Origin of the sequence: Spirulina subsalsa FACHB-351 (assembly GCF_026130165.1) — a bacterium.
Lineage (GTDB): Bacteria > Cyanobacteriota > Cyanobacteriia > Cyanobacteriales > Spirulinaceae > Spirulina_A > Spirulina_A subsalsa_A.
This window is the reverse complement of the sequence record NZ_JAIHOM010000006.1, coordinates 1-16,816: the sequence shown is the minus strand read 5'-3', so window position 1 is coordinate 16,816 and position 16,816 is coordinate 1. Positions and strand designations below refer to the sequence as shown.

General features: G+C 48.1%; 16 protein-coding genes, 1 pseudogene and 1 riboswitch. Of the genes and pseudogenes, 11 read left to right on the top strand and 6 right to left on the bottom strand.

Annotated features, from left to right (window positions below; genetic code table 11):
- Positions 1-85 precede the first annotated feature (85 nt).
- Both K4A83_RS01895 and K4A83_RS01890 read left to right on the top strand, forming a co-directional pair.
- On the top strand, positions 86-1,588 hold the full coding sequence (locus K4A83_RS01895; RefSeq protein WP_265262686.1) for a carotenoid oxygenase family protein: 1,503 nt from the start codon (positions 86-88) through the stop codon (positions 1,586-1,588).
- 99 nt (positions 1,589-1,687) lie between these two features.
- The gene (locus K4A83_RS01890; protein ID WP_265262685.1) at positions 1,688-3,172 is read left to right on the top strand and encodes a glycosyltransferase family 2 protein; all 1,485 of its coding nucleotides are present in this window, start codon (positions 1,688-1,690) and stop codon (positions 3,170-3,172) included.
- Positions 3,173-3,227: 55 nt separating this feature from the next.
- Here the strand turns inward: K4A83_RS01890 and holA are convergent, their stop codons facing one another.
- Positions 3,228-4,223, bottom strand: a complete 996-nt coding sequence (holA, locus tag K4A83_RS01885; RefSeq protein WP_265262684.1) for a DNA polymerase III subunit delta — start codon at positions 4,221-4,223, stop codon at positions 3,228-3,230.
- 124 nt (positions 4,224-4,347) lie between these two features.
- On the opposite strand from holA, the gene K4A83_RS01880 reads away from it, so the two are divergent.
- The 6 genes and pseudogenes from K4A83_RS01880 to proC all read left to right on the top strand — a co-directional run bounded on the left by K4A83_RS01880 (position 4,348) and on the right by proC (position 8,978).
- On the top strand, positions 4,348-5,076 hold the full coding sequence (locus K4A83_RS01880; RefSeq protein ID WP_265262683.1) for a 2'-5' RNA ligase family protein: 729 nt from the start codon (positions 4,348-4,350) through the stop codon (positions 5,074-5,076).
- Positions 5,077-5,292: 216 nt separating this feature from the next.
- Positions 5,293-5,565 (top strand): transcriptional coactivator PipX, encoded by a 273-nt coding sequence (pipX, locus tag K4A83_RS01875; RefSeq protein WP_265262681.1) that lies wholly within the window; start codon positions 5,293-5,295, stop codon positions 5,563-5,565.
- A gap of 16 nt (positions 5,566-5,581) precedes the next feature.
- Positions 5,582-6,244, top strand: a pseudogene (locus K4A83_RS01870) (YggS family pyridoxal phosphate-dependent enzyme); the annotation flags it as partial.
- Between the two features lie 393 nt (positions 6,245-6,637).
- Entirely contained in the window at positions 6,638-7,237 is a 600-nt protein-coding gene (locus tag K4A83_RS01865; protein ID WP_265262679.1) for a cell division protein SepF, read from the top strand.
- 148 nt (positions 7,238-7,385) lie between these two features.
- A complete protein-coding gene (locus K4A83_RS01860) occupies positions 7,386-8,156 on the top strand; it encodes a Uma2 family endonuclease (RefSeq protein WP_265262678.1) in 771 nt (256 codons plus the stop codon).
- A gap of 6 nt (positions 8,157-8,162) precedes the next feature.
- Positions 8,163-8,978: a pyrroline-5-carboxylate reductase gene (gene proC, locus K4A83_RS01855; RefSeq protein ID WP_265262677.1), complete on the top strand. Its 816-nt coding sequence runs from the start codon at positions 8,163-8,165 to the stop codon at positions 8,976-8,978.
- Positions 8,979-9,112: 134 nt separating this feature from the next.
- Here the strand turns inward: proC and K4A83_RS01850 are convergent, their stop codons facing one another.
- Entirely contained in the window at positions 9,113-9,355 is a 243-nt protein-coding gene (locus K4A83_RS01850; RefSeq protein WP_265262676.1) for a hypothetical protein, read from the bottom strand.
- Positions 9,356-9,495: 140 nt separating this feature from the next.
- Between K4A83_RS01850 and K4A83_RS01845 the strand changes: the two genes are divergently transcribed.
- Entirely contained in the window at positions 9,496-11,619 is a 2,124-nt protein-coding gene (locus K4A83_RS01845) for an NAD(P)/FAD-dependent oxidoreductase (RefSeq protein WP_265262675.1), read from the top strand.
- Between the two features lie 238 nt (positions 11,620-11,857).
- Here the strand turns inward: K4A83_RS01845 and aroF are convergent, their stop codons facing one another.
- Together aroF and K4A83_RS01835 are read right to left on the bottom strand one after the other, a co-directional pair.
- Positions 11,858-12,742 carry a 3-deoxy-7-phosphoheptulonate synthase gene (gene aroF, locus K4A83_RS01840; RefSeq protein WP_321160989.1) on the bottom strand — a complete coding sequence of 295 codons (885 nt, stop codon included), beginning with the start codon at positions 12,740-12,742 and terminating at the stop codon, positions 11,858-11,860.
- Between the two features lie 570 nt (positions 12,743-13,312).
- Positions 13,313-13,609 carry a peptidoglycan-binding domain-containing protein gene (locus tag K4A83_RS01835; protein WP_265262674.1) on the bottom strand — a complete coding sequence of 99 codons (297 nt, stop codon included), beginning with the start codon at positions 13,607-13,609 and terminating at the stop codon, positions 13,313-13,315.
- Positions 13,610-13,930: 321 nt separating this feature from the next.
- Positions 13,931-14,074: riboswitch (cobalamin riboswitch) on the top strand.
- 19 nt (positions 14,075-14,093) lie between these two features.
- Between K4A83_RS01835 and K4A83_RS01830 the strand changes: the two genes are divergently transcribed.
- A complete protein-coding gene (locus K4A83_RS01830; protein WP_265262673.1) occupies positions 14,094-14,852 on the top strand; it encodes an energy-coupling factor ABC transporter permease in 759 nt (252 codons plus the stop codon).
- An 86-nt stretch (positions 14,853-14,938) separates the two neighbouring features.
- Positions 14,939-15,235 (top strand): energy-coupling factor ABC transporter substrate-binding protein, encoded by a 297-nt coding sequence (locus tag K4A83_RS01825; RefSeq protein ID WP_265262672.1) that lies wholly within the window; start codon positions 14,939-14,941, stop codon positions 15,233-15,235.
- A gap of 189 nt (positions 15,236-15,424) precedes the next feature.
- Here the strand turns inward: K4A83_RS01825 and K4A83_RS01820 are convergent, their stop codons facing one another.
- Together K4A83_RS01820 and K4A83_RS01815 are read right to left on the bottom strand one after the other, a co-directional pair.
- A complete protein-coding gene (locus tag K4A83_RS01820) occupies positions 15,425-15,736 on the bottom strand; it encodes a YkvA family protein (RefSeq protein ID WP_265262671.1) in 312 nt (103 codons plus the stop codon).
- A 244-nt stretch (positions 15,737-15,980) separates the two neighbouring features.
- Positions 15,981-16,816: CIA30 family protein (locus K4A83_RS01815; protein ID WP_265262670.1), on the bottom strand; the 836-nt coding region annotated here is incomplete at its 5' end.

Genomic DNA, 16,816 nt, shown 5'->3' with positions numbered 1-16,816 from the left:
TCACCTTGTCAGAGAACCGAGTGTCTTAACAATTTGTTACCTTAAAAGCAATAACCCTATACAACTCACTGGTGTTTTCGAGACTATGGTTAACCTATCGCCCACTGTATCCACCCCCCAACGCTCAAACCTATCCTACAACCTCAAAGACTGGCAAGGGGGTTATGAATCCCTCCGGCAAGAATCGGCCTACTGGATTGACGAGGTAGAGGGAGAAGTCCCGACTCAACTAGAGGGGACATTCTTCCGTAACGGTCCGGGTTTATTTGACATTGGCGGACAAAGTATTAAACATCCCTTTGATGGGGATGGGATGGTCTGTGCCTTCAGTTTTCGCGGGGGGCGGGTTCATTTTCAGAATCGCTTTGTCCGTACCGAGGGCTTTCTGAAAGAACAAGCGGCCGGGAAAATCCTCTATCGGGGGGTCTTCGGTACCCAAAAACCGGGGGGCTGGTTGGCGAATTTATTAGATATGCAGTTCAAAAATATTGCCAATACTAATGTTTTATATTGGGGTGGAAAATTACTCGCCCTGTGGGAAGGGGCAGAACCTCATCGCTTAGACCCTAAAAATTTGGAGACGGTGGGGTTAGATTATCTTGGGGGGATGCTCAAACCCGGACAGGCCTTTGCGGCACACCCTCGCCTAGACCCAGCTTCGATTTGGGATGGGGGTGAACCCTGTTTAGTTAATTTCTCTACTGAAGTGGGCGCTTCGACTCAGATTCGGGTTTATGAGTTCAGTCTAGAGGGGAAATTACGGCGGCAACAGGTGCATTCTGTGCCGGGTTTTGCCTTTATTCATGATTTTGCCCTCACGCCCCACTACTATATTTTCTTTCAAAATCCGGTGAAATTTAATCCTTTGCCCTATTTATTGGGACTACGGGGAGCCGGAGAATGTATGGACTTACAAACAGAACAACCGACGCGGATTATTGTCATTCCTCGGGATGTGAATGCCTCTCAAGGGGTGCAAATTTTGGAAAGTCCGGCTGGGTTTATTTTCCACCATGCCAATGCCTTTGAGGTGGATGAGCGGAAGATAGCGGTAGATTCGGTTTGTTATGCTTCTTATGTGAAACTGAAAAATGAGGTGGATTTCCGCGAGGTAGATTTTGAGGCTTTGGAACCGGGGCTGCTGTGGCGTTTTCACTTGGATTTAGACCAGCAAACGGTGAAACGGGAGTGTTGGGGTGAACGCTGTTGTGAGTTTCCCGTCGTTCATCCTGAGAAGGTGGGACGCAATGCGCGCTATGTGTATCTCGGGGCAGGCCATGCAACGGGAGGCAATGCGCCTTTACAGGCTGTGGTGAAGATGGATTTATGGGAGAAACGGAGCGATTGTTATTCTTTTGCTCCTCGGGGTTATGTGGGTGAACCGATCTTTGTGCCGAAACCGGAGGGGGAGGCTGAAGATGAGGGATGGTTGTTGGTTTTAGTGTATGATGCAAGTCATCATCGGTCTAAGCTGGTCATCTTGGATGCTCAGGATTTAGCCCAGGGTGCGATCGCTACATTACACTTAAAACACCATATTCCTTATGGACTACATGGAACTTGGACACCTGAGTATTTTCTGGACTAATTGACCGGAACTCTCCCCGACTAAACAGGAGATAGGAGACACATCCTATCTCCTTCTGGGTAAGATTGAACAAAGACCGTTATCGCTAGGGGTCACAAGATGAGATTTAGCATCGTCATCACAACGTATAATCGCTTGTCTTTGTTGAAACGAGCTATCGCTACGTCTCTCAATCAAACCGTCCCTTGTGAAGTGGTCGTCGTAGATGATTGTTCTTCCGATGGGACTCAAGAGTATGTGACTCAACGGGTTGCCGAGTTGACTCGTCAAGGGGATAATCGTTTAATTTATCATCGTAATGAGCAGAATTTAGGTCATTCTGAAAGCGTCAACGCTGGGGTCTATCGCGCCACAGGGGACTGGATTAAAGGGTTGGACGATGATGATTATTTGGCCTTAAATTGTATCGAAGAAATGAGCCGTGCGATCGCCCTCCGACCCCAAGCGGTCATCTGTTCCTGTCGTGCCGCACAAGTGACTGAACAAGAAGAACTATTATTCATCACTGAAAAAGTCGGCCCCGGTAAAGCCTTTTACATCCCCCAAGAAGACATCCATCACGGAATGTTATTAGAAGCGGTTCCCTTTGGCACCCCAGTCCAAGTGGCCTTTCGTCGGGATGCCTTTTTACGTTCAGGAGGCTGGGATTCTACCCTAGATGCTAATTTTGATGACATTGATTCTTGGGTGAAAATCACCCAGTTTGGCGATGCTATTTTTATCAACTCCTGTTTAGCCTATCGCACGGTTTGGACTGGTTCTTATAACCAAAAATTCTCCCTTAAAACTCGTCTTGATACCCATATTATTATCAAAAAACGAATCTACGCCCTCGTCAATCAAAAATATCGTTCTACGATTCCCAGTTTACAAAATATTGAGGAATATTTAAAACTTCATTGGAGTTTAGTTGCCCTGAAACAAGGTAAGGTTTTTAAAGCTGCCCAACTCTCCAAAGGTTCGACCTTTTCCCTGATGGCTTGGAGGTTATTACTTCAGCGCTTTAAACATGAAAATCAGGTTAACTTTTTACTCTATCCTCACTATTCTACCTTTAAATATTCCTCGCAAATTCTCTTAGATACGGCTGACTATCAATGGAGTTGTGAGCGTTTAGCATTATTACGCAAATATATAAAACTCAGATGGGGACTGGTCGCTTTTAAAAAGGGTAGCAAGAAGCAAGCCTTAATTTTATTCTCCTCTGCCTGTTTGAGTCTCCTGTGTTGGCAATTATTATTTCTGTGTTTATTTCCCAGAATTGTTAAAAACAACATTACATTTATTCAAGAAATTCATCCCAATAAGATATTAGTCCTAAAACTTGCCAAGTTTTTAAATGATACGGCGGAGCAATCTTTATCAAATATTCGGGAATTGCAAATTTATTTAAAAATTCGTTTAATCCAGATGGCACTAGAGAGTCACAATTGGTTGAAGGCTTTTCAGCTTTCTTTGCCCATGAGTTTTTCTTGGGCAACTTGGCGACTATTGTTTAAAATTCGTCGGCTACAACGGGCGAATAATCAACAGCCTATTGTACGGAAGTTAATCTTAATTGATGTGCCAGAGTCCGAGGGTTAACTAGGGCTTGCTAAAAAAATAACGCTATACTCAACAAGGGAATAGGGAATAGGATTTAAGGCAGGTATTCGCTACGACAAACGGCACATAATTCAACAACTTTACGCTCTAAGGTTTCTAAAGGGTCGGCTCCTCGCTTTAAACTCAGTTCTAGGTCGAGAAAGAGGGGAAGGGTGGCTAAGAGTTTGGCGGAGGGGAGGGATTGCACTTCTTTGCGCAGGAAATAGATGCGTTTGGGGTTGCTAATATCGGCGGCTGAGGCGATCGCCTTTTCATCTCGTTCCCCACTTTCCATCATCAATTTGACAATCAACCAGGTGCGAAACTGCCCGATTAGGGTGGCGACAATGCGTAAAGCGGGTTCATTGCGGTTGAGTAAATCACTCACTAACCCTAATGCTTGGGGGGTTTTGCCGTCTCGAATGGCGGCGGCGAGTTGTAGACTGTTTTGGGTATTGGCCACCACTAAACGGGCGATCGCATTTTCATCAAGAGGATGAGGACTCCCTTCACTGTACAGACGGAGTTTTTCCAATTCCCCATAGAGAAAGCGGGTATCATTACCTACGGACTCCGCTAAGACTTGAACCGCTTTTGGGGTCAGTCGTAAGCCCTTTTCCTGTACCTGTTGGCGCACTTTTTTCAGGATAGCATCGGTATTCCAAGGGGGAATGAGAGAAAATTCCCGGATGTCAGCGTGTTTTTGTAGGAGTTTAGTGGCTTTGTTGCGGCCGTCGGGTTTTTTGCGGCAGGAAAACAACAGGGTAGAGGTCGGGGGAAGATGAGGCAGGGTGCGCTGAAGTTCTTGCAGCAAGGCATCAGAACATTGTTGAAACAGGGTGGTTTCTTCCAGCCAGACCAAACGACCTCCCATCCCGAAAGGGGGTGTCATGGCTTGATTGAGGGCTTGAATAACATTGTCGGGACTGTCTCCGGGGATTTGATCATAATTGAACTGAACCCAGTTTTCGTCAAGGATAGTGCTTTTTAAGGTTGCGATCGCCTCATTCATAGCAAAATCATCCTCGCCCCAAAACAAATACAGACCCATGATTATGAAAAAAATTTACAAAACTTTTTAATTGCAACCGAAAAACCTACAATCAATTAGAACAAGTCGGAGGCGATTTAGATTGGACGAAACTTATCAAGCATACCTTAACCGCGTAGCAAAGTTGACGCTACCTGCCAGTTATCAAAGTCAACTCCAAACCATCCAGAAATCTCCCAAGTTTGAGGGGGGGAAAGCTACTCCCTTCCCGGGATACACTATCAATAGCCCGGCTTGCCCAGAAGATCAGGTCAATGACGGGTTTTATGCGCAACTCAGACAGGATCAGGCCGAATTAGTCGCCACATTGGGCGATTTAGTGATTCCAGTGCCTCCCGATAGTTTTCATCTAACCTTAGCCGATTTGATTTGGGATGGGGCCTATGAGGATGCCGTGTCGCAGGATGGAGAGTATGAACAAAAACTGTGCGATCGCATTGCCCACAGTTTCCAACAGTATCAATATCATCTCACCGATTCAAGTCCCCTCACCTTTCAACTGGTGGGAGTCATTGTACGACCTCGGGCCGTTGCCGTGGGACTCATCCCCCAAAATGAAACCTCCCACGAAAAACTTAGGACCCTGCGACGTTCTCTCTATCAAAATGCCGAACTAATTGGTTTAGGCATTGAACAGCAATATCGCTTTACCGCCCATATTACCCTCTGTTACTTTAATCAGATTCCCCCCACCCTCGACCGCGATCGCCTGTCTAATATCCTCGTCAACTTTAACGACCGTTGGATTGGCACTGACCCCCAAGTGTTCACCTTAGAACAAGCCGAATTACAACACTTTGAGGACATGACCCGTTATTCCCGTAAACCCCACTTCCCCACGGTTAAACTTTGAGCCTGTATAGTAATCCTAAATAGGTTGTCCTAGGGGTAATCCATAAATTACCCCTAGGATATGAGTTCAATGATTGGTTCCCTGAAAGGCTAGTCTCCTGACCCCAAAGCAAGATATTATAGCTAGGCGGTATGTTAAATTTTGATGACAGTCCCTTCAAAACTTGGCGTTTTCACGCTCCCCATTTGGGCAGGAGCATTCTTCTGTGTGAAGTGAATGAAGAATAACGAAACATATATTAATCATCCTACCTTTGGTTTGCTCTTTCAAGTGTGTCCCATTGAACAACATCAAGAGTTGTTCACAACTCTTTACGCCCAGCGTTTATTCTTCCTCGTCACCCAAAGTCCAGAAGGGCTGATTTTTGACCCCATTGGGCGTTCCGACGCCCGTTTAATTGTGGAGAATCGTCTCCGTAAACTGCGGCGTCTAAATGCCAGTGAAGACTACACCGCGCTGAATTTAATTTATCAGCGCACCTTCCATTAGCTTCCCCCTTGTCCTCATGTCTAGTGCGATCGCCCAAAACCTCGCCCATTTGCGTCAAACTGTACCCCCCTCGGTGCGTCTCATTGCCGTCAGTAAAACCTTTCCCCCTGCCGCCATTCGGGAAGCCTACGCCACCGGAATCCGGGATTTTGGCGAAAGTCGCATTCAAGAAGCGATCCCCAAACAACAAGCCTTACAAGACCTAACCGATATTCAATGGCATTTTATCGGCCACCTACAAACCAATAAAGCCCGCAAAGCCCTCGAACACTTCCACTGGATTCACACCTGCGACAGTCTAAAACTCGCCCAACGCCTCAACCAAATCGCCCCCGAATTCCCCCAGTCTCCCCACATTTTGCTACAGGTAAAAATTCGCCCCGATCCCGACAAGTACGGCTGGACTCCTGCCCAACTGCAAGCCGATCTCGCAGCCTTAGATCATCTCAATGCTTTGAAGATTCAAGGTTTGATGACAATTTTGCCTCTGGGCTTAACGGCAGCCGAGATATTAAAAGCATTTGAGGATTTACAGGATTTGCGCGAGAATATTGGTCAACAAACTTGGGTTAACCTCAAGATGGAGGAATTATCTATGGGGATGTCTGGGGATTATCCCTGGGCAATCCAAGCCGGAGCCACGATGATTCGTTTAGGACGGATTATTTTTGGCGATCGCGAAGCCTCTCAGAATGAGAATCGCCAAGCCTCTCAGAATGAGAATCGCCAAGCCTCTCAGAATGAGAATCACCAAGCCTCTCAGAATGAGAATGACCCATCCTCCAAGCCCTAACCGAAACAGGACAATTCGACCAGTCCCTGTAGACAAGATGGGATAAAATACATCGAACAAGAGGAAAATTATGCTTCCAGCCCCCGTTTCTTCGATGGAGATTGAATTCCCGTTGATATGCCGACCATTCCCCATCCGGGGCATTTAGCGGCCAGCCAGTGAAACGGGGCTTGTCTCGCACCCGTCCCGGGTAATTTTCTAAAAGCCTACCCCTAGTCTTGGCAGTGCGACAGAGGCGGAATAGATTAACGAACTCAATCTAGTATTAGGGAGTCAACAGTGAATAACATCTTTACCAAGCTAAGAGATTTTGTCGGTCTCAACGAATCCGAGGAATACGAGTATTATGAAGAAGACATGGACGGGAACGATTACCAGAATCTCTATCAACAGGAAAACCCCCCTGCGGTAGTAGAAGAAGAACGTCAACGCCCCAGACGGACGACAAGAGAACGTCCAACCGTAACTACACCTGAAACCAGTATGGGACCTACAACAACAGCGAGGAGCAACGTGATTGGAATGCCGGGAGCGAATGGGATATCTGAAGTGGTGGTCATTGAACCCCGCTCTTTTGAAGAAATGCCCCAAGTGATTCAAGCCTTACGGGAACGGAAATCCGTCGTTTTAAACCTAACCGTAATTGACCCCGACGAAGCACAACGGGCCGTAGACTTTGTAGCAGGTGGCACCTACGCCATCGACGGCCATCAAGAACGCATCGGCGAGAGTATTTTCCTCTTCACCCCCAGTTGTGTCCAAGTCAGCACCCAATCCGGTGGAGTTCATGAAGTCCCCAACTCTCCCCTAAGTGCCGTCCGTCCCACCTCCCCTGGGTCCTCTGCTTGGGGTATGGATCCCAGTCGCATGGTGCAGTAGTTCACATCAAAATTACATATAGTATAAAATAGACCAAGGAGAGAGTTCATCCAGTTCTCTCCTTTTTTAATAGATTCGCCCCCGTATTCCCCCCCTTGCGCCCTTGCAGGTGGGGTAAGCTTCATCATTAAGAACGGATAATTGAACGATGATTGCCACTCCAATTTCCTATAAAATCACTTGGGAAAAACTTCCCGACGACTACGTTTTACCCGATGATCCTGTGGACAACATTCAACAGCCAGCCCTAGCCTTTGCCCTCACCGAGAGTTTAGCGCGGGCTGGTCGCATCTCAGCCCAAACCCTCGCCACAACCAATTACGGTATCTGTGCCACAGTTAACGGCAAAATCGTAGTTAAAGCCCCAGACTGGTGTTATATCGCCAATATTTCCGTCCCGATGGAGGAAGTCATCCGGAGTTATACACCCCAGTTGCAAGGAGAGCGCCCTACTATCGTCATGGAATTCCTCTCCGACACCGATGGTCATGAATACTCCAATAAACCCACCTATCCCCCCGGAAAATGGTTTTTTTATGAGCAAATTCTTCAAGTCCCCTACTATGTGATTTTTAACCCTTACACCGGACAAATCGAAGTCTATCGCCTCGAATCAGAACGCTACACCCTACAAACAGCCAATAGTGAGGGACGTTATTGGATCGAACCCATGAACTTAATGATTGGCGTTTGGCAAGGAACCCGGGAAAACTTTAACGCTTATTGGTTGCGTTGGTGGGATGAAGGGGGAGAGTTGTTGTTATGGGGCGCAGAACAAATTGAACAGGAGCGGGAACGAGCCGAACAGGAACGGGAACGAGCCGAACAGGAGCGGGAACGAGCCGAACAGGAGCGGGAACGAGCCGAACGTTTAGCCGCACGTTTGCAGGCTTTGGGTGTGGATTTGGAGGAAGATTGAAGAATTATGACGATTCGGTTTGGTTTCATTGGTGGGGGTGTGATGGGGGAGGCGCTGCTCTCTCGTTTATTAGCTCAGAATTTATATGCTCCCTATGAGGTGATTGTCAGTGAACCTTCTGGGGAACGGCGGGATTTTTTGGCGGCGACCTATCAAGTCCAAGTGACGGGGAATAATGTAGAGACGTTGGAGGCGACTGAGGGGTTGTTATTGGCTGTGAAACCCCAAGTTTTAGATCAGGTGGTGGAGGATTTGCCCCTTGAGGCGCGTTGTGGTTGTTCGGCGTTGGTTTTATCGATTTTGGCGGGGGTGCCGTTGGTCAGGCTGGAAGCGGCTTTTCCCCAGCAGGCGGTTATTCGGGTGATGCCGAATACTCCGGCAATGGTGGGGGCTGGGATGACGGCGATCGCACCGGGAACCCAAACTCGCCCAGAACACATCACCCTCGCTCAGAACATTTTTGCCGTGGTCGGGCAGGTTGTCCAAGTGCCGGAAAGTCAAATGGATGCCGTGACCGGATTATCCGGTTCTGGTCCCGCCTTCGTTGCCCTGATGATTGAAGCTCTGAGCGATGGCGGGGTAGCGGCTGGACTTTCTAGAGGCATTGCCCAACAACTGGCCGTACAGACCGTTCTAGGCACGGCTCAGTTAATGCAGGACAAGGGGCTACATCCTGCCCTATTAAAAGACCAAGTAACGAGTCCGGCCGGGACAACTATTGCTGGGGTTGCCCTATTAGAATCCAAGGGGTTTCGTTCGGCAGTGATTGAGGCCGTTAAAGCCGCCTATGCTCGTTCTAAGGAGTTAGGGCTTGCTGAATAACTCGGGGGGCAGGGGAGCAGGGGAGCAGGGGAGCGGGGGAGCAGGGGAGCAGGGGAGAAATTCCCTATTCCCTATTCCCTATTCCCTAGCCCCACGAGTAGAGTTATTCAGCAAGCCCTACCTATCAACCCAGATCATTCCCCCATCGGTAAACTGTACCAAGCATGGGTCACTAACTCACTCAGCCAACGTCGTTGAGCGCCATCGAGTAGGTTATGATCCGTCAAGACCTCTGCCGTGAGATCGGAGAGGGATTTTCCTTGGGCGCGGGCAATTTGGATCACTCCTGCGATCGCAGCCGCGACTAACTCCTCATTCACCGGACGGTGCTGGAGGGCTTGAATTTCTTCTGAACTCTTAGGAATGGGATAATTCATGGCGTACCCTAAGTCACCCTAGTAACTGGTCAAAAATCGGCAACGGCAACAGTGTAAACTTTCTTTAAAACATTCTAAGGATTTTACGACCTTCTCATCCTTAAGTAATCCCCACGCTCTGGTTAGTGAAAAGAATCCCAATGAAAGAACTCCTTTATGTTGAACTTCCGACACCGGAAACTCAAGCGGTGTTAGCTTGGCTCCATGACCAATGGCGACCCGAACTCGGACAAAAACTTAACACTCCCGATGGCATTCGCTGGCAATTTCCCCATAAATCTTCACAACCTAGGGAGAACATTCCAGAGACTGAACTATCAATTTTCCTCTGGTCAGTCCAGCGCACCACCTATCTTAAAGTGTTTCGGTGGGGAAAAATCCCCCTCCCCCAAGAATCTCGGCTATTAGCTCAACTCGAAGCCGACTTGAGACAACAATTCCCGCAACGGTATCCAGCACCGCCGGACATTGATCTCAGTCAACAGTCAATTTTTAGCGCCCTTGCGCCCTACTACCCCCAGACGGTGCATTTTTTCCAGAAAATGCCCCACGGGGAACAGGATTTACAACGGGCCTACTGGTGGGAGAAGCGTTGGCGGGAAAGTGTTTGCACCCCGCAAAATCCGAAATCAGTTGTTTTTCCCTTAACCAACGCTCAAACCCCTGCCCCAGAATACGACCTCATCTATATCGGAGGGGCTTTAGGGGTTATTCATGCCGCCGTGATGGCCAGGCGGGGCTATAAAGTTCTTGTGGTCGAACGTCTGGGCTTCGGTCGGATGAACCGAGAGTGGAATATTTCTAGGGCAGAGTTCCAGAGTTTAATCGATTTGGGACTCTTTTCACCAGATGAGTTTGAATCTATTATTGCACGAGAATATCGGGATGGGTTCAGTAAATTTTTTGATGGCAATAATCCCCCCCATTTAAAGGCTAATATTCTCTACACGCCCACGGTGTTAAATATTGCGGTGGATTCTAGTAAATTATTAAAGCTTTGTGGCGATAAGTTAAAAGCCGCTGGGGGTGAAATCTGGGATTTTACCGAATTTTCTCGGGTGGATATTGGGGAAAGTGGGGTACAAGTCCAGACGACGGAGTTGGATACGGGAAGGGCTAAAACGGTGACGGGACGGTTGCTAATTGATGCGATGGGAACGGCTTCCCCGATTGCTTGGCAACTCAACGGAGGACGGGCGTTTGATAGTGTTTGTCCGACGGTGGGGGCGGTTTTGTCGGGCATTTCTCCCCAAGTGTGGGACCCGGAATATGGGGATGTTCTCCATTCTCATGGGGATATTTCCCGCGGCCGTCAGTTGATTTGGGAGTTGTTCCCGATTGAGGAGGATAATTTAACGCTGTATCTGTTCCACTATCACCAAGTCCACCCGGATAATCCGGGGTCGTTGTTGGAGATGTATGAGGACTTTTTCTCGATTTTGCCGGAATATCGACGTTGTGATCCTGAAACCTTGGTCTGGAAAAAGGCGACGTTTGGCTATATTCCGGGTCATTTTACGGTGGGGGGAGGCGATCGCAAGGTGGCGTTTGATCGGCTGTTAGCCATTGGGGATGCGGCTTCCCTTCAATCCCCTCTAGTGTTTACGGGGTTTGGCTCTCTCGTGCGCAATTTAGGCCGTCTCACCCATTTATTAGATACAGCCCTGAAACATGATTTACTCCAAGCTCAACACTTGAACCAAATCCGCGCTTATCAGAGCAATATCGCCGTGACTTGGCTATTTTCTAAGGGGATGATGGTACCGACGGGACAAACGCTCCCCCCAGAACGGATTAATGCCATGTTAAACACCTTTTTTGGCTTATTGGCTAATGAACCCTACGAGGTGGCCGATACGTTCATTAAAGACCGTTTTAACTGGCTGACGTTTAACCGTTTAGCCATCAAGGCGGCGTTTATGAATCCAGCCCTCATTCCTTGGATTTGGAAACAGGCCGGAGCTAAGGATTTTCTGCGCTGGCTGGGCAGTTATTTCTGGTTTGGGCTGGACTCCCTAATTGCCTGGGCGTTTCGCGGTTGGTTGCCCCAAGTATTAGCAGGGGTGCAAAGGTGGTTAGAGCCGAATTATCCGGCGCTCTGGCTGCGGTTGTTGAGTTTTAGCTACAGTTTAACGGGGGTGGGGAATTCTCCCCCTTTTGCCTCGGACCAACAACAGCAGGTGCTACGTCGTCAACAGGAGGCGAATGCACCGCCCCCGGTGGAACTAGAGCTGGCTGAAAAAGTTCGGAAATCGGGTTCGTAGTTGCCCTTTGGCCCCCAATCGGGAGTCGGGAGTCAGGAATAATTCTCACTTCTCAATTCTCTCTTCTCTCTTCGCGGGGGAGCAGGGGAGCAGGGGAGCAGGGGAGCAGGGGAGCAGGGGAGCAGGGGAGAGGGGGAGAGGGGGAACAATTATCAATTATCAATTATCAATTATCAATTATCAATTATCAATTCCCTATTCCCTGTTCCCTGTTCCCCCCCGGCTTGATTCAGCTAAACTAAGCCGCTAATAATTGTCGCTCCGGAGTAGTTCTCACGGAGCGACCAATGGCAGCAGCAACAGGTTGTAAACTGTGGACGAGGGCGACCATATCTTCTAAGGATAGGGCTTGGCGAGCATCAGAAATAGATTGCTCGGGTTCCGGGTGGCACTCGATGATTAACCCATCGGCTCCACAGGCGATCGCCGCTTTGGCCAAGGGAGCGACTAATTCCCGCTTCCCAACGGCGTGGGAGGGATCTACAATTACGGGTAAATGGGTGAGTTGTTTCAGGGCAACCACGGCCCCAAGATCCAAGACATTGCGGGTGAAGTTGTCGAAACTACGGATTCCTCGTTCACATAACACCACTTGGGGGTTGCCATGACTGACAATATACTCTGCTGCCCCTAGGAATTCCTCAATCGTAGCGGCTAACCCTCGCTTGAGTAAGATGGGTTTTCCGGCCTGGCCTAGGGCTTTGAGGAGGTCGAAGTTCTGCATATTACGACTCCCAACTTGCAGCAGATCGGCAACGGCGGCGAGTTCTTCAATTTGTGCGATCGCCATCACCTCCGTAACCACCGGAATCTGATGCTCCCTACGCACTCGCGCTAAAATCTCCAATCCCGCTTGACCTAACCCTTGGAAGGAGTAAGGCAGCGTGCGGGGCTTATAAACGCCCCCCCGTAACGCTTGGACGGGAGCGGCGCTGAGTTTTTCGGCAACGGTATCCATTTGTTCCTGACTTTCCACCGAACAAGGCCCGCCAATAATCACCACTTCTTCCCCCCCGAAAATCACCTCTGAAGACAGGGAGACTAAGGTCATATCTTGGTCGTGTTTTTTGGCAATCAGTTGAGAATGAGACATGGTGTGAACCTTCCTTAAAGCATGAATAATGGACGAAAAAAAAGCTCGGAATCACTGTCCGAGCAAGAGGGAGATACAACAGGATCTAAGCTCGGACTATCCAGTAGGCCAAGTAAAATAAAAACCAAAAAACCAAACAGGAGAAGGAATGATCATGGGTATCTCCGCGATAAACGGGTGAACGAGAAAAGAGAGAGAAATCTAATCGATGGAGTCTAGTGTTTGGGTAGAACCCCCTAAAACACCAAAAACCGCAGGCCCTTTAAAGTGCTTGCGGTTCACCGAGTTTTCCCTTTTGCTTTCCCTAGCCTAAACGGGACTCACCCTCGGTGAACCTGTCTAAACCAAAAATAAAAGTAGCTGGTGCCGGGGAAATTCATCTAGGAAACTGGTGATTTCTATAAGTTGAATGGAAACTTGCTAGTTTGTTAACTCTAGAGGTTGTTCATTCTAGATGTTGTTGATTCTAGAAACTTTACTCTAGATACTTAACCCTAGACTGCCTTTGAGGAAACTTTGTTCCCCACTGGCAAAATAACCTTAGCAGACAGGGAGATCAAAGTCAAGCCCAACTGGATTCTGATCCGACGGAGAGCTAATTTAAGAGAAAATACTCATGGGGAATACAACCTTCTCCCGACCATAGTATTCTCCTCCCAAATTGCGCCAAGTGGCTGCTCCTACCACACCATCGATAGATAACCCAAACTCAGCTTGAAAGGCACGGACGGCAGCGAGGGTATTTCTACCGAAAACACCATCAACACGACCTAAAAAAAAGCCTTGAGACTCCAGTTGCAGTTGCAAAACCTTCACAAAGCGTCCTTCGCTACCGAGGCGTAATGGTTCGGACAAAATCGGGAATTTGATCTGGGTGGCAGAAATAGAACCTTTCATGACAAATTTAGTAAGTGTGAAAACCCTCGTTTTTCACGGGGGAAGAACATTACAGGCGAATTAATCGGCCTTCCTTTGTTTTTGATTGCTCTGATTTAACTAGCTGGGTTAAGGGCAGTTAATCTCCCTGATCTAGTCAGGCCTGATGGAGTCAGGAATCCCGACCATTTATGCCGAAAATTGTACGATTTCCCAACATCTCACAACAGTATAGCAGGCAAGAGTGTTTTAGGATACAAAAAAAATCTGAAATCCCCCGTGAAACCCGAGAACGTTTCTCAGGCTATTTTTCTGGTTTCACTGCCCCCGGTTTCTGGTACAGTGTCAATAATCCAATTCGGTTCTAATGGGGAACAGCCATTAGAGGTAACGGGGAAAGACTGGTGCAAATCCAGCACTGTCCCGCAACTGTGAAGGGAACACAAATCCCTAAGTCAGGATGCCCGCCGAGGCTTAACCGCTTTAATCAATCTGCGAGGTACAGATGAATTACAGAAAAAAGAGTTGGCAGTTAGCTGCCATAGCTGGACTTAGTGCCTACTTAGTAATCGGTTCCGCCCAGCCCGTCCAAGCGATGCACATTATGGAAGGGTTTTTACCCCTACAATGGGCTGTATTGTGGTGGGTGTTGGCATTGCCCTTTTTTGGCTGGGGATTGCGATCGCTCCTTCAGATCACCCGCCAAAATCCCGAATTAAAATTACTCCTCGGACTCGCAGGAGCCTTTAGTTTTGTCCTGTCTGCTCTTAAATTACCCTCCGTCACAGGGAGTTGTTCCCATCCCACCGGAACCGGACTCGGTGCCGTTTTATTTGGGCCCGGCATAATGACCGTTTTAGGTAGTTTAGTGTTAATCTTTCAAGCCCTTTTATTAGCACATGGTGGGATTACAACCTTGGGAGCAAACGTCTTTTCTATGGCCATTGTTGGTCCTTGGGTCGCCTACGCTGTTTATCAAATAGCCCTGAAATTAGGACAGCAGAAAATCGGCATTTTTAGCGCCGCTGCCTTGGGCAACTTAAGCACCTATTTAGTCACCTCAATCCAGTTAGCCCTTGCCTTTCCCGCCGCTAGTGGTGGCATTTTAGCCGCCTTTGTCAAATTTGCCGGAATTTTTGCCCTCACTCAAATTCCCCTCGCCATTACCGAAGGTTTTCTAACCGTCTTAGTGTGGAACTGGTTACAGTCCTATGCCGCCCCAGAACTGCAAACCTTGAAGCTATTAAAACCTGCTCAAAGTTAATGAATTTTTACTTTAAACGGGGACTCACTATCCAATTTTTGAGCCGTTTAATCCGATAAAATCACTTACCCTATCTTGAATTAATCATGGCACAATCTAACATTAAACCTAGCAAACAAGGCAACTGGTGGCTTGTTTTCGCTGTCCTGGTCTTAACCCTAACTCCTTTACTATTTGTTCGAGGAGACTATGAGGGAGCCGATGGACTAGGTGAAGAAATGATTACAGAAATTCAACCGGATTATGAACCCTGGTTTGAGTCGATTTTTGAGCCGCCGAGTGGAGAAATTGAAAGCTTATTATTTGTATCTCAAGCGGCATTAGGTGCAGGGTTTTTAGGTTATGTCATTGGGCTTTATAAAGGTCGTCATGAGAGCAAGTAGGGATAGCTTAGTATTTCTCTAATCAGGGTTATATAGCGTTTCCATTTGAGTTTTGTAATCCACAAGGGAACAGGGAATAGGGAATAGGGAATAGGTAATAGGGAATAGAGAATAGGGAATTTCTCCCCTGCTCCCCTGCTCCCCTGCTCCCCTGCTCCCCCGCTCCCCCGTTCCCGACTCCCCATTCCCCTAGTCATCTTGCACTGTTACCGCATCTACATCGACAGTGTTAATCGCCCGAGGATCATCATCTCGTCTCAGAGGTTCTAGAGGACGAGGTCGCAAGGCATCGGTAATCAGTTGTGAGACTTCCGTAAAAAGAATCGTCAGCAAGACGAGATCATCAATTTGTCCTAACAGTGGAATCACATCTGGGGATAAATCTAACGGACTAATTAGATATAACAAACTGCCCAAAATTAACCACCAACGATATTGGGGGTTATGTAGGGTCTGACGATACCAACGATAAGCCGTTTTCACTCTCAATGCTTCTCCCATGCTCTAGACGGAAGGAAACCTCAATACAGGCTCTTTCCTGATCTGAATGGGGCCAAGTTTTGCCCGTGCCGTAAGGAACGTTGGCGACGGGATAAATGGCGACCAAGCCCCAAAATTCCTTCATCTTAAGGTAGCACGAAAATTAATAAACTCTATAAAAACTGAAACACTAATCTTATCAATTGTCAATTTTTGACCTGTTGAAATAGATGGAATCCCCGTCCGTTTACGGTGGGGGGGGATGTCAACTTACAGGAGATAAAACCTTAAGAATTTGTTCCGCCATGGCTTCTCCGGTGTCTCCCATTTCAAGGATTTTATAGGCTAAACCACTTTGGTTTAAACCACTCTCAATGACCGATGGCAAGTCACGATTGGTAAAAACAATTAACTTAGGTGTAACAACACCCCCATAGGCTTGAATTGTGGCTATTTCTAAACTAAATCCTCCCGCCGTAAAATGAGGATTCAGCGCCCCATCATACTCAAATTTACTCAGCATAATCTGGAAAGAATAGGTGCGACTGGCATCAAATTCCCCTACATTGGTAAGGGTTTTGGCGCGGAAAACGGGACGAAGATCCCGAAAGGGAATGGAGACGGTTATCCAGTCCCCGGCGACGGTATCGAAGGAGTAACAATAACTCACGCCATCCCAACGCCCCTCACTGCGTAAAATGAGTTTGTACCGTTGACCGTCTCCTTTAACGCGCAGTTGAATCCCGTCGTAGTGGGAAAGGTCGAGGGGAGGGTCAAAGTTGCGGTTACGGACTGAGGCAAACCCCCCGGAGTTGGCTGTGGAAACGTTTCCCGCGAAGATTGCCCGTCCTTCGAGGCAACGAATCCCACTGGCACTGACTCCCCCCATCACCACGTCATCTACAGCGCCCCAACTGGCTTTTAAATCGTCGTTAGGCTGTCGGAAGTCGAATAATAGGGTTTCGCTCCCGATGCCGAGGTATTGGGCGATTACGTCGATCCAGGGGGGCAATGCGTTAACGTCTCCGGTGTAGATTACGCTTTGCACGTGGTTGAGGAGGGGGGGAAGTTCAGAGACTTGGGGGTTGGGGGTGTTGGGGT